At 38.1% G+C, this 26891-nt stretch carries 28 protein-coding genes, 1 tRNA gene and 1 pseudogene; 25 read left to right on the top strand and 5 right to left on the bottom strand.

Features of this window, described 5'->3' with window-relative positions; translation table 11 throughout:
* Window positions 1-135: 135 nt before the first annotated feature.
* A tRNA-Ile gene (locus tag FTX43_RS01070) sits at window positions 136-209 on the top strand.
* 513 nt (window positions 210-722) lie between these two features.
* Here the strand turns inward: FTX43_RS01070 and FTX43_RS01065 are convergent.
* The 3 genes and pseudogenes from FTX43_RS01065 to FTX43_RS01060 all read right to left on the bottom strand — a co-directional run bounded on the left by FTX43_RS01065 (window position 723) and on the right by FTX43_RS01060 (window position 1913).
* Window positions 723-1025, bottom strand: a complete 303-nt coding sequence (locus FTX43_RS01065) for a DUF5960 family protein (protein ID WP_024636555.1) — start codon at window positions 1023-1025, stop codon at window positions 723-725.
* 94 nt (window positions 1026-1119) lie between these two features.
* Window positions 1120-1233 (bottom strand): annotated as a pseudogene (locus tag FTX43_RS15485) (SHOCT domain-containing protein); the annotation flags it as partial.
* A gap of 128 nt (window positions 1234-1361) precedes the next feature.
* Complete coding sequence (locus tag FTX43_RS01060; protein WP_261801542.1) at window positions 1362-1913, bottom strand: PH domain-containing protein; 552 nt, start codon at window positions 1911-1913, stop codon at window positions 1362-1364.
* Window positions 1914-2556: 643 nt separating this feature from the next.
* Between FTX43_RS01060 and FTX43_RS01055 the strand changes: the two genes are divergently transcribed.
* The 17 genes from FTX43_RS01055 to recN all read left to right on the top strand — a co-directional run bounded on the left by FTX43_RS01055 (window position 2557) and on the right by recN (window position 18592).
* Complete coding sequence (locus FTX43_RS01055; RefSeq protein ID WP_172757305.1) at window positions 2557-5364, top strand: sigma 54-interacting transcriptional regulator; 2808 nt, start codon at window positions 2557-2559, stop codon at window positions 5362-5364.
* 190 nt (window positions 5365-5554) lie between these two features.
* A complete protein-coding gene (locus FTX43_RS01050; RefSeq protein WP_002289455.1) occupies window positions 5555-6046 on the top strand; it encodes a mannose/fructose/sorbose PTS transporter subunit IIB in 492 nt (163 codons plus the stop codon).
* A 102-nt stretch (window positions 6047-6148) separates the two neighbouring features.
* Entirely contained in the window at window positions 6149-7138 is a 990-nt protein-coding gene (locus FTX43_RS01045) for a mannose/fructose/sorbose PTS transporter subunit IIB (protein WP_147606641.1), read from the top strand.
* Window positions 7139-7170: 32 nt separating this feature from the next.
* Window positions 7171-7974, top strand: coding sequence for a PTS mannose/fructose/sorbose transporter subunit IIC (locus tag FTX43_RS01040; RefSeq protein WP_002310261.1), 804 nt, complete (start codon window positions 7171-7173; stop codon window positions 7972-7974).
* A gap of 20 nt (window positions 7975-7994) precedes the next feature.
* Window positions 7995-8909: a PTS system mannose/fructose/sorbose family transporter subunit IID gene (locus FTX43_RS01035; RefSeq protein ID WP_002310262.1), complete on the top strand. Its 915-nt coding sequence runs from the start codon at window positions 7995-7997 to the stop codon at window positions 8907-8909.
* A gap of 82 nt (window positions 8910-8991) precedes the next feature.
* Window positions 8992-9366, top strand: coding sequence for a DUF956 family protein (locus tag FTX43_RS01030; RefSeq protein WP_002310263.1), 375 nt, complete (start codon window positions 8992-8994; stop codon window positions 9364-9366).
* A 137-nt stretch (window positions 9367-9503) separates the two neighbouring features.
* Window positions 9504-9749 (top strand): GlsB/YeaQ/YmgE family stress response membrane protein, encoded by a 246-nt coding sequence (locus FTX43_RS01025; protein WP_002310264.1) that lies wholly within the window; start codon window positions 9504-9506, stop codon window positions 9747-9749.
* A gap of 172 nt (window positions 9750-9921) precedes the next feature.
* Window positions 9922-10986 carry a Xaa-Pro peptidase family protein gene (locus FTX43_RS01020; RefSeq protein WP_002310265.1) on the top strand — a complete coding sequence of 355 codons (1065 nt, stop codon included), beginning with the start codon at window positions 9922-9924 and terminating at the stop codon, window positions 10984-10986.
* 245 nt (window positions 10987-11231) lie between these two features.
* Window positions 11232-11657, top strand: coding sequence for an Asp23/Gls24 family envelope stress response protein (locus tag FTX43_RS01015; protein WP_002291889.1), 426 nt, complete (start codon window positions 11232-11234; stop codon window positions 11655-11657).
* Window positions 11650-12099: a transcription antitermination factor NusB gene (gene nusB / locus FTX43_RS01010; RefSeq protein WP_002286662.1), complete on the top strand. Its 450-nt coding sequence runs from the start codon at window positions 11650-11652 to the stop codon at window positions 12097-12099. The genes FTX43_RS01015 and nusB overlap by 8 nt, the downstream gene beginning before the upstream one ends.
* 96 nt (window positions 12100-12195) lie before the next feature.
* Window positions 12196-13050, top strand: coding sequence for a bifunctional methylenetetrahydrofolate dehydrogenase/methenyltetrahydrofolate cyclohydrolase (locus FTX43_RS01005; protein WP_002310266.1), 855 nt, complete (start codon window positions 12196-12198; stop codon window positions 13048-13050).
* Entirely contained in the window at window positions 13051-14388 is a 1338-nt protein-coding gene (xseA, locus tag FTX43_RS01000; protein ID WP_002310267.1) for an exodeoxyribonuclease VII large subunit, read from the top strand.
* Between the two features lie 4 nt (window positions 14389-14392).
* On the top strand, window positions 14393-14617 hold the full coding sequence (locus FTX43_RS00995; protein WP_002286657.1) for an exodeoxyribonuclease VII small subunit: 225 nt from the start codon (window positions 14393-14395) through the stop codon (window positions 14615-14617).
* Window position 14618: 1 nt separating this feature from the next.
* Window positions 14619-15509: a polyprenyl synthetase family protein gene (locus FTX43_RS00990; RefSeq protein WP_002310268.1), complete on the top strand. Its 891-nt coding sequence runs from the start codon at window positions 14619-14621 to the stop codon at window positions 15507-15509.
* An 8-nt stretch (window positions 15510-15517) separates the two neighbouring features.
* Window positions 15518-16336 (top strand): TlyA family RNA methyltransferase, encoded by an 819-nt coding sequence (locus FTX43_RS00985; RefSeq protein WP_002310269.1) that lies wholly within the window; start codon window positions 15518-15520, stop codon window positions 16334-16336.
* Window positions 16337-16442: 106 nt separating this feature from the next.
* Complete coding sequence (locus FTX43_RS00980; protein WP_002286653.1) at window positions 16443-16892, top strand: arginine repressor; 450 nt, start codon at window positions 16443-16445, stop codon at window positions 16890-16892.
* 17 nt (window positions 16893-16909) lie between these two features.
* Entirely contained in the window at window positions 16910-18592 is a 1683-nt protein-coding gene (gene recN / locus FTX43_RS00975; protein ID WP_002316937.1) for a DNA repair protein RecN, read from the top strand.
* A 53-nt stretch (window positions 18593-18645) separates the two neighbouring features.
* On the opposite strand, the gene FTX43_RS00970 is transcribed toward recN, so the two are convergent.
* Entirely contained in the window at window positions 18646-18762 is a 117-nt protein-coding gene (locus FTX43_RS00970; RefSeq protein ID WP_002291876.1) for a DUF4044 domain-containing protein, read from the bottom strand.
* 72 nt (window positions 18763-18834) lie between these two features.
* A complete protein-coding gene (locus tag FTX43_RS00965) occupies window positions 18835-19791 on the bottom strand; it encodes a magnesium transporter CorA family protein (RefSeq protein WP_002291874.1) in 957 nt (318 codons plus the stop codon).
* Window positions 19792-19961: 170 nt separating this feature from the next.
* On the opposite strand from FTX43_RS00965, the gene FTX43_RS00960 reads away from it, so the two are divergent.
* The 7 genes from FTX43_RS00960 to murD all read left to right on the top strand — a co-directional run bounded on the left by FTX43_RS00960 (window position 19962) and on the right by murD (window position 26873).
* A complete protein-coding gene (locus FTX43_RS00960) occupies window positions 19962-20330 on the top strand; it encodes a DUF3397 domain-containing protein (protein WP_002310272.1) in 369 nt (122 codons plus the stop codon).
* Between the two features lie 169 nt (window positions 20331-20499).
* Entirely contained in the window at window positions 20500-20931 is a 432-nt protein-coding gene (gene mraZ, locus FTX43_RS00955; RefSeq protein WP_002291870.1) for a division/cell wall cluster transcriptional repressor MraZ, read from the top strand.
* A gap of 20 nt (window positions 20932-20951) precedes the next feature.
* The gene (gene rsmH / locus FTX43_RS00950; RefSeq protein ID WP_002345577.1) at window positions 20952-21911 is read left to right on the top strand and encodes a 16S rRNA (cytosine(1402)-N(4))-methyltransferase RsmH; all 960 of its coding nucleotides are present in this window, start codon (window positions 20952-20954) and stop codon (window positions 21909-21911) included.
* A 4-nt stretch (window positions 21912-21915) separates the two neighbouring features.
* Window positions 21916-22317: a cell division protein FtsL gene (ftsL, locus tag FTX43_RS00945; RefSeq protein WP_002297992.1), complete on the top strand. Its 402-nt coding sequence runs from the start codon at window positions 21916-21918 to the stop codon at window positions 22315-22317.
* Window positions 22318-24510, top strand: coding sequence for a penicillin-binding transpeptidase domain-containing protein (locus FTX43_RS00940; RefSeq protein WP_002310275.1), 2193 nt, complete (start codon window positions 22318-22320; stop codon window positions 24508-24510).
* 25 nt (window positions 24511-24535) lie between these two features.
* Window positions 24536-25498 (top strand): phospho-N-acetylmuramoyl-pentapeptide-transferase, encoded by a 963-nt coding sequence (gene mraY, locus FTX43_RS00935; RefSeq protein WP_002291862.1) that lies wholly within the window; start codon window positions 24536-24538, stop codon window positions 25496-25498.
* 13 nt (window positions 25499-25511) lie between these two features.
* Window positions 25512-26873: a UDP-N-acetylmuramoyl-L-alanine--D-glutamate ligase gene (gene murD / locus FTX43_RS00930; protein WP_002314216.1), complete on the top strand. Its 1362-nt coding sequence runs from the start codon at window positions 25512-25514 to the stop codon at window positions 26871-26873.
* The last annotated feature ends 18 nt before the right edge of the window (window positions 26874-26891 follow it).

The raw sequence follows: 26891 nt of genomic DNA, 5'->3' as shown, positions 1-26891 counted from the left end.
AACTATAAAAATCATTCGATAAAATAGTGATGTTGCCGCATATCTTCACTATCACTCATAAATAGTCACACTCCAAGATATGCGATAACAGGTTTGTTGCCACACATTCTACTGGTTGACTGTTTATGGCTTTCCGTACCCTTAGCTCAGTTGGTCAGAGCAAACGGCTCATAACCATCCGGTCGTAGGTTCGAGTCCTACAGGGTACATTAATGTAGCCAATTGAATCGTTCTGTGTTAGAATTTTTTGAAGAGTATTATACAAGCTAAAGCTTTTCTCCATTGCCACTCAAATGAGTGGCTTTTTTATGTATCCTTTTATGGATTAATGAAAGGATGTTTCACATAGTTATACTTCTGTATATTTGAAAAGTTTTACTTTGATTTTTAAATGGAAAGACATTTGGGTTATATTGTGAGATAATAATAAAGAAGAGTTTAAAGCGTTCCCCAAAAACCACTCCCCAAAAGTGTGTTACGCTTTAAACTCTTTTATATTTGAAGCCATTAAAAAGCATACCATATAACTGTAAAAAATAATGGGAAAAAGACTTATAATTGGAGTGATAGTTAATTAGTGACTTATTTTTGATTTTATAGCACTGATACTATAAAATATAGATATCATCATATTACACAATCTTAATACCAACTTAAAAATATCTCCTTTCATAAGTATGGTGATAAAATCCATTCCGGGCTACCTTTTTAGGTAGCCTACTTTAATCTTTATACCTTTCTGGATCAACGAAAGTATACTTCAAATAGTCATAACGCCGATGATCGCTCCGTGCGTCTGGCACATCAGTCACGATATCAAACAAAAAATATACGTCTTTCTTCATTCTAGTTTTTGCAGCAGGGATTTTAAAGTAGTTCTTATTAGAATAGTAGAGATTGATTAATAAGCTATCTTCGATTGCTAAAAAGAAAACTTCTGAATCCCATACTTTATAAAAATCTTTGATAAATCTATTCGAAGGATCAAATTTAAACCATAATTGTGTTTTTCCTTCCATTAACATAATATTCACCTCAAAAAAAAGTATACGAACTAATGTTTGTATTGTAAATAGAAAAAGATGAGCTAAATTATATGCTCATCTTTTTTGATAGATATTATAAATCTAATAATTCTTGTTTCTTTTTATTAAATTCTTCTTCTGTAATGATTCCGTCATCCAATAGTTCTTTATATTTTCTTATTTCTGAAGCTGAGGAAATTGTTGATGTATTGGAATTTGTAGCAGAAATATTTCTTCTTTTTAAATTATAAATAATTTCGTTTAAAGAATCACTTATCCTATCAACAGTATCTTTATCAACTGCAACATTCAATACTTTACCAAGAGTATCAATAGTTAATGTACCCAACAGTATTCCTCTTTTTTACTAATATTATTTAAATTGTCTAATATAATACTTTGTACATTATTGCCTATCATTTTTTGTTGAGCTACAATTAAACGTTTATTAGTTAATGCGTATGCATAATTATTGTCATGCTTAGTTGACGAGATATAGTTATGCAATCCTACAAAGCAGAAGATTACGTATTCGTCACTGTTAAGTTGATCTGATATTAAGTTAAAATGATGAGTTGTCCATTTTTTAGTCATTCCTTTACCATAGCCGTATTTAAGACAAAATTCTACCATCTCTTCAGTAGTTCTCATTCTATCATTACCTATATCATGATTGTTTTGTGTAGTATAATCAGATATGTTTAATTTTCTTTTTTCTGATGGACCCTTATCTAAATCTTCTAAATTCAAAGATCTTATTATTTTATAAGGAGTAGTCATACCGTAACCAGCTTTTTTCATACAATTGCCGCAAACAATTTGTTTATCTTTGATTTTATATGAAGTTAAGCCAATTTTACCTCCGCACTTTGCACATTGTTTACTCATATTAGTTCCTCCTAGATATCAGCTTTCTACTACTATTAATATTCTATCAATAGTGACCATACTTTGACCATACTTTTTAGAAAGAATAGAAAATTACAAGATATTTAATAATAGAAGAAAAGCACTAATATCATGGGTTCAGAAGCATTGAGAGCTTATCAGGAAACAGTATAATTGAAGTGTCTGTTTATCCAGTAGCTCAAGAAGCTTAATTGAAGCTTGCGATTAAAGAGGTTGTGACAAGATTTTTGTCACAACCTCTTTTTTGTTTATAAAAAAAGTTGGAATGAAGGATGCGAAGGTTGCCATGTCTTTTTACGCTTAAGATTTTTTTGCCATTTTGTAATCAGAATGTTTTGATAACTATTGTTTTTATTGATGAAAGCGATATCGTTTGCTATCAGCAGCATCATTGTAGGATAAATAGTGTTCTTTTTCTTGTTTCCGATATAAAAATGGAGTTGATATTTTGTGTTCTTTTATCTTCATTACGCTTGTCCCTTCGCTTGTTGTCAACGAAACAAAATCAGGTAAATAGTTGACGAAACGGAAATAAATACATAGTATTATGTTTTGAAGCCTAAGAACAACAGTCTATAGAAAAGGAGCGATACCATTGGCAAAACGCATGGACCGAATTTATATGTATGTCAAAGAAAAAACCGCTCATTTAACAAAGGCAGAATATGACCAAGGAGTAACGACACAAGAAATTGCTGAAGTGTTAGGAATCCAAAGAACGAATAGCAGTAAAGATCTGAATCAGCTAGTGCGCGAAGGAAAACTGATAAAGACAGATGGACGACCAGTACGTTACATATATCAAACACTCGCTACGCACGTAAAGCCAGCTGCAAAACATGTGGTCAGTTACAAAGAAACGCCGGTCTCTGAAGAAAAAAATACGCTCCAGATAGATACTAAGGATATCTTTGCAAAAATCATTGGAGCTAATGGTAGCATGAAAAACTCAGTGGAACAGGCAAAAGCTGCGATCTTGTATCCGCCAAGAGGATTAAATTGCTTGATTACAGGACCTACCGGATCAGGAAAGACTTATTTTGCGCACGCGATGTATCATTTTGCCAAAGCACATCATGTAATAGATGAGGAAACGGAACTGATTGTTTTCAATTGTGCTGATTACGCGAATAACCCTGAGCTTTTGATGAGCCATTTATTTGGGTATGCAAAAGGAGCCTTTACAGGTGCAGATGAAGAAAAAATGGGAATTATCGATCAAGCGGATGGTGGTATGTTATTTCTGGATGAAATTCACCGATTGCCTCCAGAAGGTCAAGAAATGATCTTTTACTTTATGGATCACGGGACTTACAGTCGACTTGGAGAAACAACGAAATCTCATGAAGCAAATGTACGAATCGTAGGTGCGACCACAGAAGATCCAGGCTCTTCGCTATTGGAAACTTTTGTTCGGCGTATCCCAATTAATATCAAACTTCCGGCTTTTGAAAAACGCCCTGCAAATGAGAAAGTCGATTTAGTAAAAATTATGATTGCCCACGAAGCGAACCGCACGCAACGAAAGATCTCTTTGACAGAAGATGTAGCAAAAGCACTGATTGGCAGTGTGACTTATGGGAATATAGGTCAATTGAAGTCGAATATCCAGTTAGTATGCGCACGAGGATTTCTAAATCATATGCAATCTCCCGAAATATCGATTACGATTGATGATTTGACAGAAGGGATTCGTAGCGGATTGATTCAATTAGCAAGCAACCGCAGTGCAATGGCAGAGCTTTCTAAAATATTGGAGCCAAAGATAACTGTAGCACCAAACGATACAATCATGAAAATCCAATCAGACTCCTATGAATTACCTTATAATCTATATGATATCATCGGAGATAAAGCAGCTTTGCTGAAGTCGGATGGGTTGGACCAAGAAGCAATCAATCACTTTATTTCTACAGATATCAACATCCATCTGAAGTCTTTTTATAAAGACCATGGGTTTTCTTTTAATGCAGATAGCAAATTAGCAGAATTTGTAGATCCAAAAATCATAGAAGTGACCAATCAGATTTATGTAATGGTCAAAAGATCTTTACCATATGACTTTCAGCAAAACTTTATTTATGCTATGAGCTTGCATATCAGTTCGTTTTTGAAAAAGATCAATTTAGGAGAAGAACGGCATACGAATGATAATATCCGTGAGATGGCATTTGATTTTCCAGATGAATATGCTGTTGCGAAAGAAGTGCGTAGTTATATAGAAACGTATTTTCAAGTGGATATTCCAGAAAGTGAAGACTACTACTTGACTGTTCTACTCGTCTCGTTACGGGCGAACCAAGCAAGCGGCAGAATCGGTGTAGTCGTTGCAGCTCACGGAAACAGTACAGCGAGCAGTATGGTTCAGGTTGTCCAACAGTTGTTAGATGCAGAGAACGTACGAGCAGTAGACATGCCGTTGGATATGGATCCGAAAACAGCTTTAGACCGCATTGAACGCAATGTACAAGAAGTAGATGAAGGAAGTGGGGTCATACTATTAGTGGATATGGGGTCCCTCGCCTCATTTAATTCGCAAATTCAGCGAGACACCGGGATACCTGTACGTACCGTTGACATGGTAACAACTTCTCTAGTTTTGGAAACTGTACGAAAGGTCTCTGTATTAGGGACAGATTTAGATATGTTGCATGAATCATTGAAGAATTTTCGAGGTTACGCAGAAATATCTTCTGTAGAACCTGTCCAGGAAACAAAACCTATCCATAAGAAAAAAGCTGTTTTGGCCATTTGTGCATCTGGCGAAGGTACAGCGCAAAGAATCAAAGAATTGATCGAACGAGCGGTAAATAAGCGTCAAGAAACAGAATTAGAAGTTCTAGCTTTGTCGATTGTGGAAGTGAAAGAAGAATTGCCAGTTATCCAAAAAGAATATCAGATCATAGCAACTACTGGAATTACTGATTTGAATATCCAAGCACCATTTATTCCTTTAGAGCGCTTCATTGATCAAAATATCGAAGTCATTTTGGATCAGTTGCTTATGGAATCAGAAATGGAAGAAACTGAATTCATCTCGCTAGATGAAGAGACAGCTAAAAAAACATGTGTTGAATTTATCTCTGAGAACTTCATCTTTATCAATGGTAGTAAACTAATTGATCCAATGTGGCAATTTTCTACACAAATCTCTCAGACGATGGGAATTGGCAATGAAGAATATGGCTTTAAGATCAACTTAGTGATGCACACAGCAGGAATGATCGAACGGATTATTCGAAATGAAACGTTGATGGTGGAACAAAACGAATTGACGAATATAACGAGTGATCCTCTTTATAATCAATTAACAGCCTCGGTTGTCCTGCTAGAAGATAAGATAAAAGTAAAAGTGCCAATAGAAGAAATGTATTATCTGCTACGTCTAGTGCATAATCAGCTAGATAAAAAAGAATACACTATGCCTTAAATACACAAAAACGATACACTTTTATAGTGTATCTTTTTTGTGTATTGGTTAAGAATCCTTTAAATTCAATTAGTGTATCACAAAAAAATTGGCACGCTTTTTGCTTATAGTAGTGTGTGCTAGGAGGTGGTTGTTCACACAGAAATGATAGGGGTTTCTGTGAAGTAGTGAGGAAGAAGGAGTTTTGCAGATGGATATTCGATTGGCACGTATAGATGATCGTTTAATCCACGGGCAGGTCGCAACAGTTTGGTCGAAGCAAACAGGTGTTGAACGTATCATTGTGATCAGCGATGTAGTTGCTCAAGATAAATTGAGAAAGTTTCTATTAAAAGAAGCTGCACCGCCGGGAATCACAGCAAATGTAATAACCGTGCAGAAAATGATTCAAATCTATCATAGTGGACTATTATCACGAGCAAAAGTGATGCTTTTATTCACCAATCCTCAAGATGTTGAAGCGGTTGTCCGCTGCGGTGTACAGTTGAAGTCGTTGAATATCGGCGGTATGAGTTTTACTGAAGGCAAATCAATGATTACCAATTTTGTTTCAGTAAATCAACAAGATATTGATTCCTTTCGTTACTTGAACAGTCAAGAAGTGGAGTTAGAGATTCGAAAAGTACCTGCTGACAGGAAAATCCTTTTGATGGAACTACTAGCGAAAATCAAAAAGGTGTAACAAAAATGGTTGTTGGAAAAGGTCAAATAATTCTGTTGTAATGGTTAGCAATTATTAATATTTTTGAATTTGTTACAACAAAAGTAAATAGGAGGTATAAATATGGTAGGGATTATCCTAGCAAGTCATGGACAATTTGCTGAAGGAATCTTACAATCCGGTTCAATGATCTTTGGCGAACAAGAAAACGTCAAAGCCGTGATTTTGAAACCAAGTGAAGGTCCAGATGACTTGAGAGCCAAATTGGAAGAAGCGGTTGCTTCTTTTGATAATCAAGACGAAGTGTTATTCTTAGTTGATTTATGGGGCGGAACACCGTTCAATCAATCAAACACATTATTCGAAGAGCACAAAGATAAATGGGCAATCGTCAGCGGTTTGAATTTGCCAATGTTGATTGAAGCCTATGCATCACGCTTTTCAATGGAATCTGCTCATGAAATTGCAGCGCATATCATTGAAACAGCAAAAGATGGTGTAAAAGTGAAACCGGAAGAATTAGAACCGGCAGAAGCACCGAAAGCAGCAGTTGAAGACGCACAACCTAAAGGAGCACTTCCAGAAGGAACTGTGGTCGGAGACGGGAAAATCAAATATGTATTAGCTCGTGTTGACTCACGTCTGTTACATGGACAAGTTGCGACGGCTTGGACAAAAGCAGTGCAACCAAACCGTATTATCGTTGTTTCAGATGCAGTATCAAAGGATGATCTGCGTAAGAGACTAATCGAACAAGCTGCTCCTCCAGGTGTAAAAGCAAATGTTATTCCTATTAGCAAAATGATCGAAGTCGCAAAAGACCCTCGTTTTGGAAATACCAAAGCATTGCTTTTATTTGAAAATCCTGAAGACGTATTGACAGCTGTTGAAGGTGGCGTGGACATCAAAGAATTAAATGTTGGATCAATGGCGCATTCAGTTGGTAAAGTCGTTGTAAGTAAAGTATTGTCTATGGGACAAGAAGATGTTGAAGCGTTTGAGAAGCTTGAACAAAAAGGTGTGAAATTCGATGTACGTAAAGTACCTAATGATTCACGCGGTAACATGGATGACATTTTGAAAAAAGCAAAAGCTGAATTAGCAAAAGCGTAATAAATAATATTAAAGTTTATAGGAGGCTTATCATGTCTATTATTTCAATAATTTTAGTCGTATTAGTTGCCTTTCTAGCTGGTATGGAAGGTATTCTTGATGAATTTCAATTTCATCAACCACTAGTGGCATGTACATTGATCGGTTTAGTTACCGGTAACCTCGAAGCTGGTATCGTACTTGGCGGTACACTTCAAATGATCGCTTTAGGTTGGGCAAATATCGGTGCCGCTGTAGCACCAGATGCTGCATTAGCATCAGTAGCATCAGCAATTATTTTAGTTCTAGGTGGACAAGGTGTTAAAGGTGTTCCTTCTGCGATCGCGATTGCCGTTCCTTTGGCTGTTGCAGGGTTGTTCTTAACAATGATCGTACGTACAATCGCTGTTCCAATCGTTCATTTGATGGATGCGGCTGCTGAAGAAGGAAACATCCGTACGGTTGAAATGTGGCACATCATTGCTGTATGTTTACAAGGGGTTCGTATCGCGGTCCCAGCAGCAGCATTGCTATTTATCCCAGCACAAACTGTGCAATCATTCCTTGAATCAATGCCAGCATGGTTAACAGATGGTATGGCAATCGGTGGGGGAATGGTCGTAGCTGTAGGTTACGCTTTGGTAATCAACATGATGGCTACAAAAGAAGTATGGCCATTCTTCATTATCGGTTTTGTTGTAGCTGCAATTTCTCAATTAACATTGATTGCTCTAGGTGCTTTAGGTGTTGCATTAGCTCTTATTTACTTGAACCTTTCTAAAATGGGTGGTTCATCAAATAATGGAGGCGGAAGCAACTCTGGTGACCCTTTAGGCGACATTTTGAATGACTATTAATCTTGAAGGAGGAAAATAAAATGGCAGAAGAAAAAATCAAATTATCAAAAAAAGATCGTTTAGCTGTTGCATGGCGCTCTACCTTCATTCAAGGTTCATGGAACTACGAACGTATGCAAAACGGTGGCTGGGCATTTTCTATGATTCCAGCAATCAAAAAATTATACAAAACAAAAGAAGAACGTTCTGCAGCATTGAAACGTCACTTGGAATTCTTTAATACACACCCATACATTGCTTCTCCAATTTTAGGGGTTACATTGGCACTGGAAGAAGAACGTGCGAATGGCGCACCTGTTGATGATGTAGCGATTCAAGGGGTTAAAGTAGGTATGATGGGTCCTTTAGCTGGTGTTGGTGACCCAGTGTTCTGGTTTACAGTACGTCCAATGCTAGGTGCACTAGGTGCTTCATTAGCTATGGGAGGAAATATCCTTGGACCAATCATCTTCTTCTTAGGTTGGAACATTATTCGTTGGGCATTCATGTGGTATACACAAGAATTCGGCTACAGAGCTGGTTCTAAAATTACGGATGACCTTTCTGGCGGATTATTACAAGACGTAACAAAAGGTGCTTCTATTTTAGGGATGTTCGTATTAGCTGCCTTGGTACAAAGATGGGTATCAATCAAATTCTTACCAGTTGTATCAACTGTAAAATTAGATAAAGGTGCTTACATCGAATGGGATAAATTACCTTCAGGTGGTGAAGGAATCAAGAGCGCATTTGAACAAGTTAATAATGGCTTAGCCCTTTCTCCTGAAAAGGTAACAACGTTACAAGACAACTTAGACCAATTGATTCCTGGTTTAGCTGCATTAGGATTAACATTGTTCTGTATGTGGTTGCTTAAGAAAAAAGTTTCTCCAATCGTTATTATCCTTGGTTTATTCGTAGTCGGTGTTGTAGGACACGTCATCGGACTTTTATAATCCATAAAAATATAGCTCGGGCGTTGTCCCGAGCTTTTTTTATATAGTATACTGTGAATAAACAGATATTTGGAGGGAGACAATGGTTCAATCAATCAATACAAAAGTAGACTTAGTAATTGACGCTACTTCATTTACGGGGCTGACAGATTACGGACAAATCATGATAGGCGATAATGGCTTTGAATTTTACCATGCGCGAGATAAACGCAAATATATCCAAATTCCATGGGAAGAAGTGGATTATGTACTAGCATCGGTCATGCTAAAAGGAAAATGGATTCCTCGATATGCCATTCAAACGAAAAAAAATGGTACATACACATTTTCTTCCAAAGAACCTAAAAAAGTACTTCGTGCGATCAGAGAATATGTAGATGAAGATAGAATGGTACAATCATTGAGTTTCTTTGATGTAGTGAAACGTGGTATCCGTAGCATGTTTAAACGCAAATAAAAAATAAAGAAAACTTCTAAGGGGAGGTTTTCTTTATTTTTTACTTTGCAGAAGAAAATATGAAATAGCAGTACCAATTATTTGTCCCCTTTAAATCCCTTATGCTAAAATTGATTAGCAAAGAAGGAGGTTATATTATGAGTTGGTTATGGACATTGATTGTTGGAGCTGTGATCGGAGCGATTGCAGGTGCAATCACCAGCAAAGGAAATTCGATGGGCTGTATCACGAATATCATTGCTGGATTAGTTGGTTCAAGTATTGGACAAGCGATTTTCGGCGAATGGGGACCAGAAGCTGCAGGTATGGCACTTATTCCATCTATTTTAGGTGCAGTAATTTTGGTAGCAGTTGTCTCGTTTTTCTTTGGAAAACGGTCATAAGTTTTTTACAAAATAGTAAACTAAAAGGAGTTGCAGCGAGACTGTGACTCCTTTTTGGCTTTCTTTCTTTAAAAGAAAAAGAAGTTTTCCGGAAATTTTTATTTAACTGTCGTGTACGAAGAAAAGTTTGCTATAATAGAAAAAAGCGTGCAAAGAAAGAGGGAGTTTCATTATGATGCTACGTGTAGAAAAATTGCGCAAAAAAATGCAAGAAGAAAATTTGGATTCATTTTTGGTTACCAGTCCGTACAATCTTCGTTACTTAACGAACTTTACAGGTACGACAGGATTAGCTGTTATTACTTTGGAAAAAGCATTTTTTATTACTGATTTTCGTTATACCGAGCAAGCGGCAGCGCAGGCTCAAGGGTTTGAAATTATTAAAAATGTCGGACCTATTTTTGATGAGGTAGCAAACTTAGTACGCAAAGAAGAACTGCACTCATTAGCTTTTGAGGAAACAACAGTCTCATTTTTAGAATATTCTGTTTTAGAAGAAATCATCGATGCGGAATTAGTACCTGTTTCACAGATGATTGAAGAACTCAGAGAAGTGAAAGATGAAGAAGAAATCGCCATTATCGAAAAAGCATGTAATATTGCGGATATGGCTTATGATCACATCCTGAAAATGATCCAACCGGGCATGACTGAGATTGAAGTCGCAAATCAACTAGACTTTTATATGCGTTCTCTTGGCGCTTCAGGTGTTTCTTTTGATACGATCGTTGCTAGCGGATTGCGTTCGGCTATGCCGCATGGTGTAGCAAGCAAGAAACTCATCGAACAAGGTGACTTGATCACGTTGGATTTTGGCTGCTATTACGAAGGGTATGTTTCTGATATGACACGTACATTCGCTATTGGTGATCCTGGAGAAAAATTAAAAGAAATTTATCAAGTAGTTCTAGACGCGCAATTAGCGGTTATTGATGCTGCGAAACCAGGAGTGACTGGTGTACAATTAGACGCAGTTGCTAGAGATTATATTTCAAAACATGGTTATGGTGAAGCGTTTGGACATTCTACAGGACATGGGATTGGTCTTGAGATTCACGAAGGACCAAATGTTTCTTCTCGTGCGGAAAAGCAATTTGTACCAGGAAATGTAATTACTGACGAGCCAGGGATCTACTTACCAGGAATCGGTGGGGTACGTATTGAGGACGATTTGCTGATCACAGAAGATGGCAATCGTGTATTGACTCGTTCACCAAAAGAATTGATCATCTTATAGTCTCGTCCATAAAAGAAGTAAGCGTAAAAATCAGTGTTCACAGACTTTGTTATAGAAAATCGCTTGATTTAATGATACACTATAGAAGAACTTTTAAGCTGTAAGAGATAATAAAGTTGGATATTTTCTCCAATTCATAGCAATTTGCAGCTGATCGGCGGCAGTTTTTTACCAAATGATCATTATAGCCGCATCATAGAGAATTCGGATGTATCTCGTGCTTAGGCAAAGGGAGGAATAAATAAATGGCAGATGAAAAAAATTTGATTTTAAACGCAAACCAAGATTTGGGAGAGATTGTGATTGCTCCTGAAGTCATCGAAGTAATCATCGGGATTGCTGCTTCTAAAGTAGAAGGCGTATACGGAATGCGCGGAACTTTTGCCAGCAATGTCACTGAATTATTAGGACGAGCAGCTCACGGAAAAGGTGTTTACTTGGCAAATGAGGAAGATGGCTTGAAAGTAGATCTTTACTGCTACCTGGAATATGGTGTTTCAGTTCCTAAAGTTGCAATGGAAATGCAAGAACGGGTTAGCCAGCAAGTCCTTTTCATGACAGATATCGATCTAGCTGAAGTCAATATCCATGTAGTAGCTGTTGTTCCTGAAAAATTAGAACAACCAACAATCGAAGAACTTTTTGAAGACGAAGAGGAAGAGAATGAATAAAGAATTATCAAGACACGAGATTCGGGAGATGGCATTGCAGGCTTTATTTCCGTTAGACTTCAATGCAGACCTAACAAAAGAAGATGCGATTTTCAACGCAATCGAATTAGACCACCGCGACATGATCAATGAAGATGAATCAGAGTTTGTTCCTGTTTATCTTGATACGCTAGTTGGCGGTGTCTGTGCAAAAAAAGATGAATTGGATAAAGTGATCGAAAAACATTTGAAAAATAATTGGCATATCAATCGGATCTCAAAAATGGATTTGGTGATCTTGCGTATCGCAATTTTTGAAATGACTTATGTGACAGATGTACCAGCGGCTGTTGCTTTAAATGAAGCAATTGAGTTGGCAAAAACATTTAGTGATGACCGTTCGCGTAAATTCGTCAACGGTGTCTTATCCAATGTATTAAAAGAATTAGAAGCTGGGGCGTAAGTCCTAGCTTTTTTCTGTGAATCATCATAAACCTGTTATAAATCGGGAAAATTCTATGGTAGAATGAAAACACAAAAAATATCTGGGAGTGGTTAGATGGCAGAATTGATTAACGGAAAAGAATTAGCTGAAAAAATGCAGGCAGAGATTGCTGAAAAAATCCAAAAATTGAAAGATAATGGTATCCATCCCGGATTAGTTGTTTTATTGGTAGGGGAAAATCCAGCCAGTCAAATCTATGTAAGAAATAAAGAACGCGTAGCAAAAGAAATCGGAATCCATTCATCAGTAGAGCGTTATCCTGAGACAATTTCTGAAGACGAACTACTTGCAGAAATCGAAAAATACAATCAAGATCCTAGATTTCATGGTATATTGGTCCAATTACCATTGCCAAAGCATATAGATGAAGAAAAGATCCTGTTAGCTATCCGTCCTGAAAAAGATGTAGATGGCTTTCATCCAATGAATTTAGGCAGACTCCTTGCGGGTAAACCGGACAAGATTCCTTGTACTCCATACGGCATCATGAAAATGTTTGAAGCTTATTCTATCGATCCGACGGGTAAACGAGCAGTAGTTATCGGACGAAGCAATATCGTCGGTAAACCGATGGCTCAGCTGCTCTTGATGGCAGATGCAACTGTTACTGTTGCTCATTCTAAAACCGAAAATCTGGCTGAACTGGCACAAGAAGCAGATATTTTAGTCGTAGCAATAGGACGTGGACATTTTGTCACAAAAGAATTCGTAAAACCAGGTGCTGTAGTGATCGATGTAGGGATGAACCGTGATGCTAACGGTAAGCTGATCGGTGATGTGAAATTTGATGAAGTGGAGCCTGTTGCAGGCTGGATCACTCCTGTGCCAAAGGGTGTAGGGCCAATGACTATCACGATGCTGATGTATCAAACCGTAAAATCTGCCGAAGCTTTTGGAGCAGGTGAATAAATGGCACAAGAATATTTAACTGTCACTACATTAACGAGGTATTTGAAACGTAAATTTGATGCCGATCCTTATTTAGAACGAGTATATTTAACAGGCGAAATATCGAATTTCCGTTTACGCGCCAATGCCCATCAATATTTCAGCTTAAAAGATGATCATGCAAAAATATCTGCTATCATGTTCAAAGGTGCATTCCAAAAATTACGATTCCAGCCAAAAGAAGGAATGAAAGTCCTTGTTGTTGGGCGTATTTCACTCTATGAAGCGGGAGGTTCGTATCAAATCTATGTAGAGCACATGGAGCCTGATGGAATAGGTGCTTTATATCAAGAATTGGAAGAACGAAAAGAAAAGCTCATGAAGGAAGGCCTTTTTCAAGGTCCTAAAAAAATGTTGCCGCGTTTTCCAAAGCGAATCGCAATCCTTACCAGTCCAAGCGGAGCGGTTATCCGCGATATCATCACGACGGTAAAAAGAAGGTATCCAATTGTCCAATTGGTTTTGTTCCCAACCGTTGTACAAGGGAATCAAGCAGCGGACAATGTTGTCAAAAATATCCGACGAGTAGAAGAGATGGGCGATTTCGATACAATGATCATTGGTCGTGGGGGCGGATCAATTGAGGATTTGTGGCCGTTTAATGAAGAACGGGTTGCCCGAGCGATTTATCAAGCCAATACGCCGGTAATCTCATCTGTGGGACATGAAACAGATACCACGATCGCTGATTTAGTAGCAGATGTTCGGGCTGCTACTCCAACAGCAGCTGCAGAATTAGCTGTTCCTGTTTTGTCAGAAGAGTTGATGCGCATTCAAGAACGGCAAGCTAGATTGCAGCAGGCGTTTGTACACCAGATCCAGCGGAAACAAGAACGGTTCGAGCGTGCTCGACGTTCCTATGTCTTTCGGCAGCCTGAAAGATTGTATGAAGGTCAGACCATCAAATTAGATCAATTGAAACAGCGATTATATCAAGCTACACAGCAGATTTATCATGCAAAAGAAAAGCAAACGATCGCGTTAAGCCACCAATTGGAACAAGTGGCTCCGATTTATCGAGTCAAAGCAGCCCGCCAAGAAACTGCTTATCTAGAAAAACGTTTAGAAGAGAAAATCCAACAATATATGAAACAACAGCAGCAGCGTTTTGCTCAAGCTGTTCAATCTCTTGATTTGTTGAGTCCATTGAAAATCATGGGAAGAGGCTACAGCTATACGACGTTAAATGATCAAGTAGTAAAAAGTGTCTCCGAGATCCATCAAGGGGATTTGCTGACGATCCATTATCAAGATGGAATCGTTAAAGGACAAGTACAAGAGATAGACAAAGGAGAATAAAAATATGGAAAATCCAACTTTTGAAGAGTCACTGCAAGAATTAGAAAAAATCGTCATGCAGCTAGAACAAGGAGACGTTCCATTAGAATCAGCTCTAGATTCGTTTAAACGAGGAATGGAATTAAGCAAACATTGCCAAGATACCTTAGCTAAAGCAGAAGAAACCTTGACGAAAATGATGACAGAATCAAATGAAGAAGTTGATTTTGACGGAAACGAGGAAAGCTGAAATGAGATTAACTGACTTTTCAGCTATTCATCTACCAGCTGTAGAAAAAGAAATCTTGTCTTTTTTAGATGAACATACGACGGATAGAGCACTCTGTGATGCGATGACTTATTCAGTGAAAGCAGGTGGAAAAAGAATCCGTCCCTTATTACTTTTAACGGCTGTTGCTTCCTTTGATGAACCTATCGATGTTCCCGTCTATCAAGTAGCAGCTGCTTTAGAAATGGTTCATACGTATTCCTTGATCCACGATGATTTGCCTGCGATGGACAATGATGATCTTCGAAGGGGAAAACCTACCAATCACAAAGTATTCGGCGAAGCGTTAGCAATATTGGCCGGAGATGGTTTACTGACAGGCGCATTCCAGCTGATCAGTATGGCACACTTGGGTCATTCTCCTAAGCTTCTGTTGCTTCAGCAATTAGCTGTTTGTGCGGGGTCACAAGGTATGGTGGCTGGACAAGCTGCAGATATCGAAGGCGAATCGAAAAAGCTTTCATTAGAGGAATTAGCATTTATTCATGAAAGAAAGACAGGGCGTTTGATTCGTTATGCCTTGCTAGCTGGAGGTATATTAGCGAAGCAACCTGAAGAAATCTTATTGCTACTTCAACGATTAGCCGAACATTTAGGTTTGGCTTTCCAGATAAGAGATGATCTACTTGATGTGATTGGTACAACGAAAACATTAGGGAAAACAGCTGGTAAAGATGAACGTATGGAAAAAAACACTTACCCGCGTTTATTAGGCCTGGAAAAGACACGTGAGGCGTTGGAGATTGAGTTGTTATCCGCTAATAAGATCATAGACAAATTAGAAGAGGATGTTTTTTCTTTTGATGGCGGGCTGATGCGCCAGATGATCAAGCAATTTGATGTGGAGAAATGAGGGAAAGAATGGAAAAAGAACGCGTAGATGTATTAGCGGTCAAACAAGGATTATTTGAAACAAGAGAACAGGCCAAACGTTCAGTTATGGCTGGTTTGATTTACAACGAAAAAAACGAGCGGTTTGATAAACCGGGAGAAAAAATTCCAGTAAGTAGTGAATTAAGAGTCAAAGGTAAAAAACTTCCTTATGTTTCTCGGGGTGGATTAAAATTAGAAAAAGCGCTCAAAGCATTTGATCTATCTGTTGAAGGAAAAACATTGTTAGATATCGGTGCTTCCACTGGCGGATTTACTGATGCAGCTTTGCAAAATGGTGCAAAAATGAGTTATGCTTTAGATGTCGGTTACAATCAGCTAGCTTGGAAAATCAGACAAGATCCTAGAGTTGTCGTAATGGAAAGAGTGAATTTTCGTTATGCAAAACCCGAAGACTTTACCTTAGGAATTCCAGAAGTTGCTGTTATCGATGTTTCTTTTATTTCACTAAAACTGATGCTACCTCCATTACATGCTATTTTAAAAGAAGAGGGAGAAGTGATTGCCTTAATCAAACCTCAATTCGAAGCAGGTAGAGAAGCTGTAGGGAAAAACGGAATTGTTCGTGACGCACAGACCCATCAAAAAGTTTTAGAAGACATTTTGTCATTTGCGGCACAAGGTGGATATGATGTGCTGGAAGTAAGTTATTCTCCGATCACGGGGGGAGAAGGAAATATCGAGTTCTTGGCTCACTTGAAGAAAGTACCTGAAAGCGGCACGATCAATCCAGCTATTAATATGGCAGAAGTGGTTTCAAACGCACATGAACAATTTGACCATAAATAAATTGTAACTGTGAAAATCAAGTGAGAAGTATGCGGATTCTTCTTTATTATACCAAGGAAATAAGCTATCATTGGATAAGAAGAATAAGCTAAGGAGCGAAGACGTAATGAGAAAAAAAGATCGGCATCGTTTGATTACTCGATTATTGAGTGAGCAAGATATCCGAAAGCAGGAAGAATTTGTTGAAATCCTGAAAAGCAAAGGAATATCTGTTACTCAAGCTACGATTTCCAGAGATATAAAGGAACTGAAACTGATTAAGGTACCAGCCTCAGATGGCGGCTACCGTTATAGTATACCAGCTGAAACAAATGAAGATGTAAATACTAAATTGGAAAAACTGTTAAAAGACGCTTTCGTAGCAGTTGACCAAATGGAAAAATTTGTTATTTTGAAAACTTTGCCGGGGAATGCTTCGGCAGCAGCGAATTTGATCGATAAGCGCTACAAGAAAGAATTATTTTCGATTATCAATGATGACGATAATGTTTTGATGATTACACGAACTGAAGACCAGGCAGTTTTACTAAAGAAAGACTTCCTGCATTACCTTTAAGTTGAGGAGCGAATGTGATGCTACAAGAAATCAGTATTACTAACTTTGCGATTATTCCGGAATTGCGGCTTTCTTTTCACGAAGGAATGACCGCGCTGACCGGAGAGACTGGTGCGGGTAAATCCATCATTATCGATGCCTTAGGTTTGTTAGCAGGAGGAAGAGGTTCAAGCGATTATATACGTCAAGGCGCAGAAAAATGCATTCTTGAAGGATTGTTTGAACTTCCGAAACAAGAAGGATTCTCTGAATTGATGGTTGAATTAGGTATCGAAACGGATGAAGACAATCTGATCGTTCGACGGGATATGTCGTTGACTGGAAAAAATGTTTGCCGAGTGAATGGTCACATCATCACGCTAGCTAATCTAAGGAAAATCGGAAGTTATTTAGTGGATATCCAAGGGCAAAACGAACATCAGGAACTGCTCCAGCCTGAATCACATCTTGCTTTATTGGATCGTTTTGGAGATGCAGCTTTCCAACAGAAGAAAAAGAGTTATCAGCAAGAATATACCTCTTATCGTGAGCTGGAAAAAAGGGTACGAAAAGTGCAGCAAAATGAAAAATCCTATGTTCAGAGAATAGATATGCTTCACTTTCAGCAAGAAGAAATAGCTGCTGCTGATTTGCAAGTCGGAGAAGAAGAGAAATTAAAAGAAGAAAGAGAAAAACTTAGCAATTATCAAAAAATTGCTGATGGATTAGCTGCAGGCTACGGAGCACTGACGAATAATGAACAAAACAGTGTAGATGGTGTTGGCTTGGCCGTTGCAGAATTACAAGGGATCGCACATCTAGATGTGGAGTATGAAGCAATTTATGAAAATATCCAAAGTGCTTACTATTTGTTACAAGATGCAATCGGAGACATGAGTCGTCAAATCGATTTGTTGGAGTTAGATGAGAGTCGTTTAGAAGAAGTGACTCAACGTTTAGAATTAATCCGACAGTTGAAACGCAAATATGGCGAATCCATTGAGTCGATATTGGCTTACTATGACGAAATCACCGAAGAGCTAGCTTCTTCTGATTTTTCAGAAGGTCAATTGGACAAAATGAAAGAGGAACTAGAGCAAAAAGAGCTTCTACTTCAGCAACAAGCCGCAGATCTTCATGAAGCGCGTAAAAAAATCGCAAAAGAATTGGAAAAATCCATTCTGCATGAATTAAAAAGTCTGTATATGGAAAACACTGAGTTTGAAGTACGTTTCTTAAAAGAAGAAAACAGACAATTGAATCATGATGGGTTTGACCAAATCGAATTCTACATTACGACCAATCCAGGAGAGCCGCTGAAGCCTTTAGTGAAAGTCGCTTCTGGTGGCGAATTATCTCGTATGTTACTGGCTTTGAAAACTATTTTTTCTTCTGAGCAAGGTGTGACAAGTATTATCTTTGATGAAGTGGATACAGGTGTAAGTGGAAGAGTTGCACAAGCCATCGCGGATAAAATTTCTCAAATATCGAAACATTCTCAAGTTTTGTGCATTACTCATCTGCCGCAAGTCGCCGCAGTCGCTGACTATCAATATTATATCGTGAAAGCAGTGATTGATGGTCGTACGCAAACTTCTGTTTCAGAATTGAAAACAAAAGAAAGAGAAGAAGAAATTGCACGTATGCTAGCTGGAAGTGAGATTACAAAACTGACACTCGAACATGCAAAAGAACTATTGCAACTCGCAAAAAGGACCTGATCCACTGTAGTGGTTCAGGTCCTTTTTAGCAACTGATAGCTATATTTTATTTTTTACATGACACTCATGACAGCAGTCAATACAACAGACCCAATCGTTAAAATCAGCATCGTCCAAATGACAAATTTTGTTACTTTAGCAAAAGTACTTGTTTGTTTTTTTTCACGCATTGTTTTCAACCTCGTAATTAATTAGTTAATCCAAGTGTACAATCTTTTTGTCTTTTCTACAAGAGGTCTTTTTTATAAAAACTTCCCTTTTTTTAAATAATAGGTAGTTACGATACAAATAAATAATGTTAATAGAACTAGCCAGATAAACGCATCATCTCTTTCAGCAATGGGTAGCTTGATGTTCATCCCATAGATACTTCCGATGATTGTTGGTATAGTTAATATAATCGTTAAAGAAGTTAAAATTTTCATAATATTATTCAAATTATTCGATACAATTGCTGAAAAAGTCTGATTCATTTGTTCTACTAGTTTTAATTGAATGCGAGAAGTAGTCATTGCTTGCTCTGTTTCTACCAATACATCACGCAGATGGTTTTTCAACGCATGATTTTCTTGGAAAAGTTTATTTTGCGCTAATTCTTTCAATGCATCTAAATTAGCAGAAGTCGCTTCTCTGAAATAAACAAGGCTTTTTTGGATATCCATGATTTGATAAAGTTGTTTGTTTTCAGTTGATACTTGAAGTTTGGCTTCCAAAGTATCGCATTGAGATTGAAGCGTAGCTAAATAACTGTTATAAGACAGTGTAACCTGCCAGATGAATTGAAAGAAGATATTGAGATTGGGTGAAACATCGCTTTTTGGAAAGGTTTGACTAAAGACTTTCTTTAAAAATAGTGGTTCATGATTCGTAATTGTGATAAGCTTCTTTTTGGGCGTCAAAATGATAGAGAGCGGGTATGTATCCACTTGAAAATAACCGCTAGGACTTGTTTTAGCAAACGGATATTGTAACAATAATAACGCTGGTTTTGTCAACTTTGATTGATTGAATTCTTCTGTACGGGAATTTTCTGCATCGTCCAATATGGAAGTGATGTAATCTGACGGAATTTCAAATTGATGTGTCAGCTGATGAATCTCTTCTTGATTGGGACGTTCTACACAATACCAGATTGTTTGATCAGTTTCCTTTCCGGTATTACGCAGTTTTTCATTATCTAATGTAAAATATTTGATCATGATTTTCCTCCTGTTGCCTGTTTCTTTTATTATAACGGATAGGGAATTGGAATACATGGAATGTGTTTGTAAGATATAGAATATAACTGCATAAATTTAAATAAAATGAAACAGTTGTGTAAAGTATATACAGTATACTTGAAGCAACGATAAAAAAGGAGTTTACGTTCATGGGCACATTCACACCACTTATCTTGTTTTGGTATATTTACCCGGTAATCGTTTTGTTTGGTTGCCAATTTCTTGTAAAATTATTTTCGTTAAATCGTCGTTTTAAAATAAAAGCCCCTGATTTGGCGATTCCTTTTTTGTGGGGCGGTATGCATGCGTTGTCTAGAAACACAGCGACAATTTCTATCCTGCCGTTTTTCTTTATTTCTGTTTTACTACTGGGCATCTGTATTGCTATTTTTCAAGCATATTATTATGAAGAAATCATTTATTCGCGTTATTTCAAGATGACTTGGCGTTTGGTTTTTCTGCTGACAATCGTCTTGTACGCGGTCTTGATCATTGTGAATATACTTTCTTACCTATGAAAAAAGCAGAAAAGCTGCAAAAAGTCTTTTAAAAGGCTTTTTGCAGCTTGATTCTTAAAAAAATGTTTATGAATAAAAAAAGTTGTTCCCGGATTTCCTAGAAAAGGTGGTAGAAAGTGGGGGATTGTGGTAGACTAATTTTAGTTAGTGGAGGAATGGGGGGCTTTCAATGTTGATGGGTGAATTCCAACATAATATTGATGCAAAAGGACGTTTAATCGTTCCCTCAAAACTTCGTGAAGAACTTGGCGAAAAGTTTGTTCTGACACGCGGATTGGATGGTTGTCTTTTCGGCTATCCGATGAGCGAATGGGAAAATCTGGAAGCTAAGCTGAACGAAATGCCGTTGGCTAAAAAAGACGCACGTACATTTGTGCGATTCTTCTATTCGGCTGCCACTGAATGCGAACTTGATAAACAAGGACGGATCAATATACCAAGCACGTTAAGAAATTATGCAGCTTTGACAAAAGGGTGCGTAATCATCGGCGTATCTAACCGAATTGAAATTTGGGATGAGACACGATGGGAAGATTTTTCTGCAGAAGCAGAAGAGAATTTTGACGAAATTGCTGAAAATATGATTGATTTCGGACTATAAGAATAGGAAGAGGCTGACTAATGACTGAAACATTTCAACACTATACAGTCATGTTGAAAGAAACGGTAGATGGATTGAACATCAAACCGGATGGCGTTTATGTAGACTGTACACTCGGCGGTGCCGGACATAGTGAATATTTATTGAGCCAACTAAGTTCTAAAGGGCACCTGTATGCGTTTGACCAAGATCAAAAAGCAATCGATCACGCCAAGCTGCGTTTAGCTTCTTATGTCGAACAAGGGATGGTCACATTTATCAAAGCGAATTTCAGAGAATTAGAAGAACGCTTGAGTGAGTATGTAGATAAGGTAGATGGTATTTTGTATGACTTAGGGGTTTCCTCTCCTCAACTAGATGAAGCAGAACGTGGATTTAGTTATCATCAAGATGCACCCTTGGATATGCGTATGGATCAGTCAGCTCCTTTAACCGCTTATCACGTAATTAATGAATATTCCTACCATGAATTAGTAAAGATTTTCTTCCGCTATGGCGAGGAGAAATTTTCCAAACAAATTGCTCGTGAAATCGAACGAGTACGAAAAACAAAACCAATCCAAACAACTGGTGAGCTTGTCGAAATCATTAAACAAGTCATCCCAGCTCCCGCAAGAAGAAAAGGCGGGCATCCTGCAAAAAGAATTTTTCAAGCTGTGCGGATTGCAGTAAATGACGAACTTGGTGCCGAAGAGACCTCTTTAGAACAGGCAATCCGGTTATTGAAAGTCAATGGAAGAATCAGTGTGATCACATTCCACTCATTAGAAGACAGAATTGTCAAAAGTATGTTTAAAGAATATAGTACGGTACAAGATTTACCACCGGGACTTCCTGTCATACCTGACGAATTTCAACCGGAACTGAAAGTTATTACTCGTAAACCAATCCTTCCTTCAGAGGAAGAGTTAGCAGAAAACAATCGATCACGCAGTGCAAAGTTACGTATTGCAGAAAAAATAAGAATGAAAGAGGAGTAGAATGATGGCAGAATTAAAGAAAATGCAAGAGTACGAATATGATTTACCTGAATTGGTGGATCAGCCAGAACAACAAATGCCAGATTCTTCTTCGAATCAAGAAATCATTCTTCCACAATCACCAGCAAAACGATTGAAGCAGATTTCTGCTTTGGAAAAAATTGCTGTGGCAAGCGTGGCGATTGCTATTGTTGCTTTATGTGTTTTAACAGTCATGTTGCGTACAAATATCAGCGGAGCTGAAAAAGAAATCACATCAATACAAACAGAAATCAATGATAAAAAGCAAGAAAAAACGAGTTTAGAACAAGAAAAAAATGAACTTTCTCGTACTGAACGGATTAAACAAATCGCAGAAGAAAAAGGATTGTCTATTAATGACGACAATTTAAGGAAAGTGAAGTAAATGAGTCTTAAAAATAAAATTCGGCGGTTTATGGAAAAGAAAAATCTAAATCCGATGAACAATCGCAAAAAAGTAGGTATCATTTTATTTGCTACGAGTATTGGATTGTTCTTTTTATTTGCCGTCCGTTTCTCGTATATCGTTATTGGAGGTCATGTTGCTGGTACCTCATTAGCTGAAAAAACAAAACAGTTGTACCAAGGAAGTGAAGTAGTAAAAGCAAAAAGAGGAACGATTTATGATCGTAACGGCGTGGCGCTCGCAGAAGATGCCTCCTCTTATTCAATTAAAGCGATACTCTCAAAAACATATACTTCTGGGGATAAAAAACTGTATGTCGAAGAAAAGAATTTTGATAAAATAGCAGAAATCCTGCATAAGAATCTTTCTATAGACAAAAAAGATGCACTGAATATTTTAGAAGACGGCGCAAAAAAAGAGCTGTATCAAGTTGAATTTGGTAGCTATGGGAAAAATATCTCCCAAGAAACCAAGCAAAACATCGAAGCAGATATGAAAAAAGAAGGTGTCGCTGGTCTTTACTTTGTCGACCATCAGGCTCGGATGTATCCAAATGGCGTCTTTTCTTCTCATTTTATCGGATATGCAGTTCCAGACAAAGATGAGAATGGCTTAGTTGGTAAACTAGGTTTGGAGTCTGCTTACAATGATATTTTGAGCGGTAAAGATGGTAAGATTATTTATCAAAAAGATAATTTTCAAAATCCTCTGCCAGGTACAGTAGCAGAAGAAGAAAAAGCTGTTGATGGACAAGATATCTACACGACTTTGGACAGTAGACTACAAAGTTATTTGGAAACACTGATGGATCAAGTAAATGAAGAATATCAACCGGAAGAATTGACAGCAGTCTTGATGAAAGCAAAAACTGGAGAGATTTTGGCGATGGGGCAGCGTCCTACTTTCAATCCCGAAACAATGGAAGGTTTGACTGGAGAAGATGCTATCTGGCGTAATTTCTTGGTACAAGATAGTTATGAGCCAGGATCAACCATGAAGGTTTTCACTACTGCAGCCGCTATCGAAGAAGGAGAATTCAACGAGAATGAAACCTTCCAATCTGGAAAAATCCAAGTAGAAGATGCGACGATCAATGACCATGACTTTGGTGAAAAAGGTGTGCTGACCATGCGACAAGCTCTTTCATGGTCAAGTAACGTCGGGATGGTCATACTGGAACAGCGATTAGGCGGACGATGGTACAATTATTTACAAAAACTAGGATTTGGACAAAGTACCCATTCTGGATTAGATGACGAAGTAAATGGTGCTTTGCCTACATCAAATATTGTCGACCGAGCAATGAGTGCTTATGGACAAGCGGTAGGTGTGACGAATTTCCAAATGATGAAAGCTTTCACTTCTATTGCGAATAACGGTACAATGATTCAACCTCGATATATCAGCAAAGTAGTGGATCCTCAAACTGGCGAAGAGCGAACAACTCAAACAGAAGTTCTAGGACAACCTTTTTCAAAAGAAACAACAGAAAAAGTCCGTGAATATATGAGAGATGTTGTCGAAAGCGAAAACTACGGTAGTGCTTATGGCGTATATAGTGTACCTGGATACAATGTATCGGCAAAAACCGGAACAGCCCAAATCGCTTCTGATACAGGGGGATACCAAACAGGAGATACAGCCTACCTGTATTCGATTGTGGAGATGGTTCCTTCTGAAGATCCAGACTATGTCTTGTATCTAACAATGAAACACCCTAAGACATATGATCGAATGGCTTTGGCTAAAATCGCAAATCCATTGATGAAACGGGCAATGGATTTTAAAGAAACTGAAGAAGATACGGATACAGAAACCAAAACAGAAAAAGTATCCGTAGCCGATTATCGTAATCTAGAAGCAGATGTTGCAGCAGCGGATGCTCAAAAAAGCGGACTGCAACCTGTCGTTATCGGTAACGGGAAAAAAGTACAAAAACAATCTACTGCCAACGGTGATCAGTTGATCTCTGGAGAAAAACTGATTCTATATACTGGCGGCGACAAGCTGATGCCTGATGTAACTGGATGGTCAAAAGCAGATATCATGAAGCTAGGGAAAATCCTTGGTATCGAAGTTAGTTTTGATGGGGATGGTTATTGTGTCAAACAAGAACTTGCTCCATATGAAAAAATCACAAAAGAAAAACTTAATTTTACTTTAGAAGAATAAGAAGAGAAATAGGAGAGAAAAGAGCATGGAATGGACACAAGCATTGATTCCCATTGTCAGCAGTTGTGCAATGACGATTGCCGCAATGCCGCTATTTATTGGTTACTTTCAAATGAAAAAGCAAGGTCAGGCGATTCGCGAGGAGGGACCAAAGTGGCACAATATCAAAGCCGGAACTCCTACAATGGGCGGCTTAGTGTTTCTGATCGGCTCTATTTTGACAGGGATTTGGGTTGGAGCTTGGCAAAAACAGCTGACTCCTACTCTTTTCATCTTGCTTTTTGTATTAGCATTATATGGAGTAATTGGTTTTCTTGATGATTTTATAAAGATCTTCAAGAAAAGAAACATGGGGCTGAACTCGAAACAGAAACTGATTGGACAGGTTCTAGGGGGAATCATCTTTTATCTTGTTTACCGTTCTGAAGGCTATCCAGGTGTATTGAATTTCTTTGGGTTGGATCTGCCTTTAGGAATCATTTATGGGGTTTTCGCTATCTTCTGGCTTGTTGGATTTTCAAATGCGGTCAATCTGACGGATGGTATCGATGGATTAGTTGCTGGCTTAGGCAGCATCTCTTTTGCAGCTTACGGTCTGATTGCTTGGCATCAGCATCAGTATGATGTATTAATCATTTGTCTCAGTGTCTTAGGTGGCTTACTTGGATTCTTCGTCTATAACCGGAAACCTGCCAAGATTTTTATGGGAGATGTTGGTTCATTAGCTTTGGGCGGACTTTTAGCGGCAATTTCTATGATGCTGAACCAAGAGTGGACATTGCTTTTGATTGGCTTGATTTATGTTATGGAAACTGCAAGTGTGATGCTTCAAGTTACATCCTTTAAACTTACGGGAAAACGAATTTTTAAAATGTCTCCAATCCACCATCATTTTGAAATGTGCGGATGGTCGGAGTGGAAGATTGATACAGTTTTTTGGTTGATCAGCATTGTGACTTCATTGATCACATTATGGATCGTTTGGTAGGAGATGACAGGAAATGAAAAAAATATCAACATATGAAAATAAAAAAGTGCTTGTCTTAGGACTCGCAAAAAGCGGAGTAAGTGCGGCCAAATTATTACATGAATTGGGCGCACTTGTCACCGTTAATGACGGAAAACCTTTTGATGAAAATCCGGAAGCACAAGAATTGCTTTCTTTAGGGATAAAAGTAATAACAGGCAGTCATCCAATCGAATTACTAGATGAAGAATTTTCGTTGATGGTCAAAAATCCTGGGATTCCCTACAGCCATCCTTTAGTAGCAAAAGCCCAAGAAATGGGTATTCCGGTAATTACGGAAGTGGAGCTAGCTTACGAAGTAGCGGAATGCCCAATTATTGGGATTACAGGAACGAATGGAAAAACCACGACAACAACAATGACTGGACTACTACTGAATGCAGGCGTAGACAAAGGAGTTGCACGTTTAGCAGGAAATATTGGGTATCCAGCAAGTGGTGTCGCGCAAGAAGCGAAACCAGAAGATAAAATCGTGATGGAGTTATCTAGTTTTCAACTCATGGGAATCACAGATTTCCATCCTCATATAGCGGTGATCACCAATATTTATGAAGCACATATTGATTATCATGGGACAAGAAAAGAATACGTCAAAGCTAAATGGAACCTTCAAAAAAATATGACAGCTGAAGATTATCTGGTTCTTAACTGGAATCAGTCAGAACTACAAGAATTAGCGCAAAGAACAAAAGCACGCGTCCTGCCTTTTTCGACAAAAGAAGTGTTGGAAGATGGTGTGTATGCTGACGATCACGCAATTTATTATAAAAAAGAAAAAATAATGGAAATTTCTGAACTTGGCGTACCAGGTACGCATAATGTAGAAAATGCGCTAGCTGCTATTACTGTAGCAAAATTGTATGGTGTATCAAATGAAGCTATACGACAAACGTTGCATTTATTCCATGGCGTGCCGCATCGTACGCAATATGTAGGAGAGATTCAAGGCAGAAAATTTTATAATGATTCAAAAGCAACCAATATTTTAGCGACTAAAATGGCTCTAAGCGGATTTGAAACGGCTAAGGTCGTGTTATTGGCAGGCGGATTAGATAGAGGAAATACATTTGATGAATTGGTTCCTTCACTAAAAGGAATCAAAGCAATGATCGTATTTGGTCAAACAAAAGAAAAATTGATCGATGCTGGAAAAAAAGCAGGCATCGAGACGATAGTAACAGCCGATTCTGTAGAACAAGCAGTTCCTTTAGCATTAGAAAACAGTACAGATGGTGATGTGATTTTATTATCACCAGCGAATGCCAGCTGGGATCAATACCCTAATTTTGAAACTAGAGGAAACCGATTCATGGAAGCTGTGAATCAATTAAAATAGAAAAAGTAGAAGCGAGCG

It is taken from the genome of Enterococcus sp. DA9, from assembly GCF_008000875.1.
In the GTDB taxonomy this organism is placed as follows: Bacteria; Bacillota; Bacilli; order Lactobacillales; family Enterococcaceae; genus Enterococcus_B; species Enterococcus_B lactis.
The sequence above is the reverse complement of the archived record's forward strand: the minus strand, read 5'-3'. Positions and strand labels throughout refer to the sequence as shown.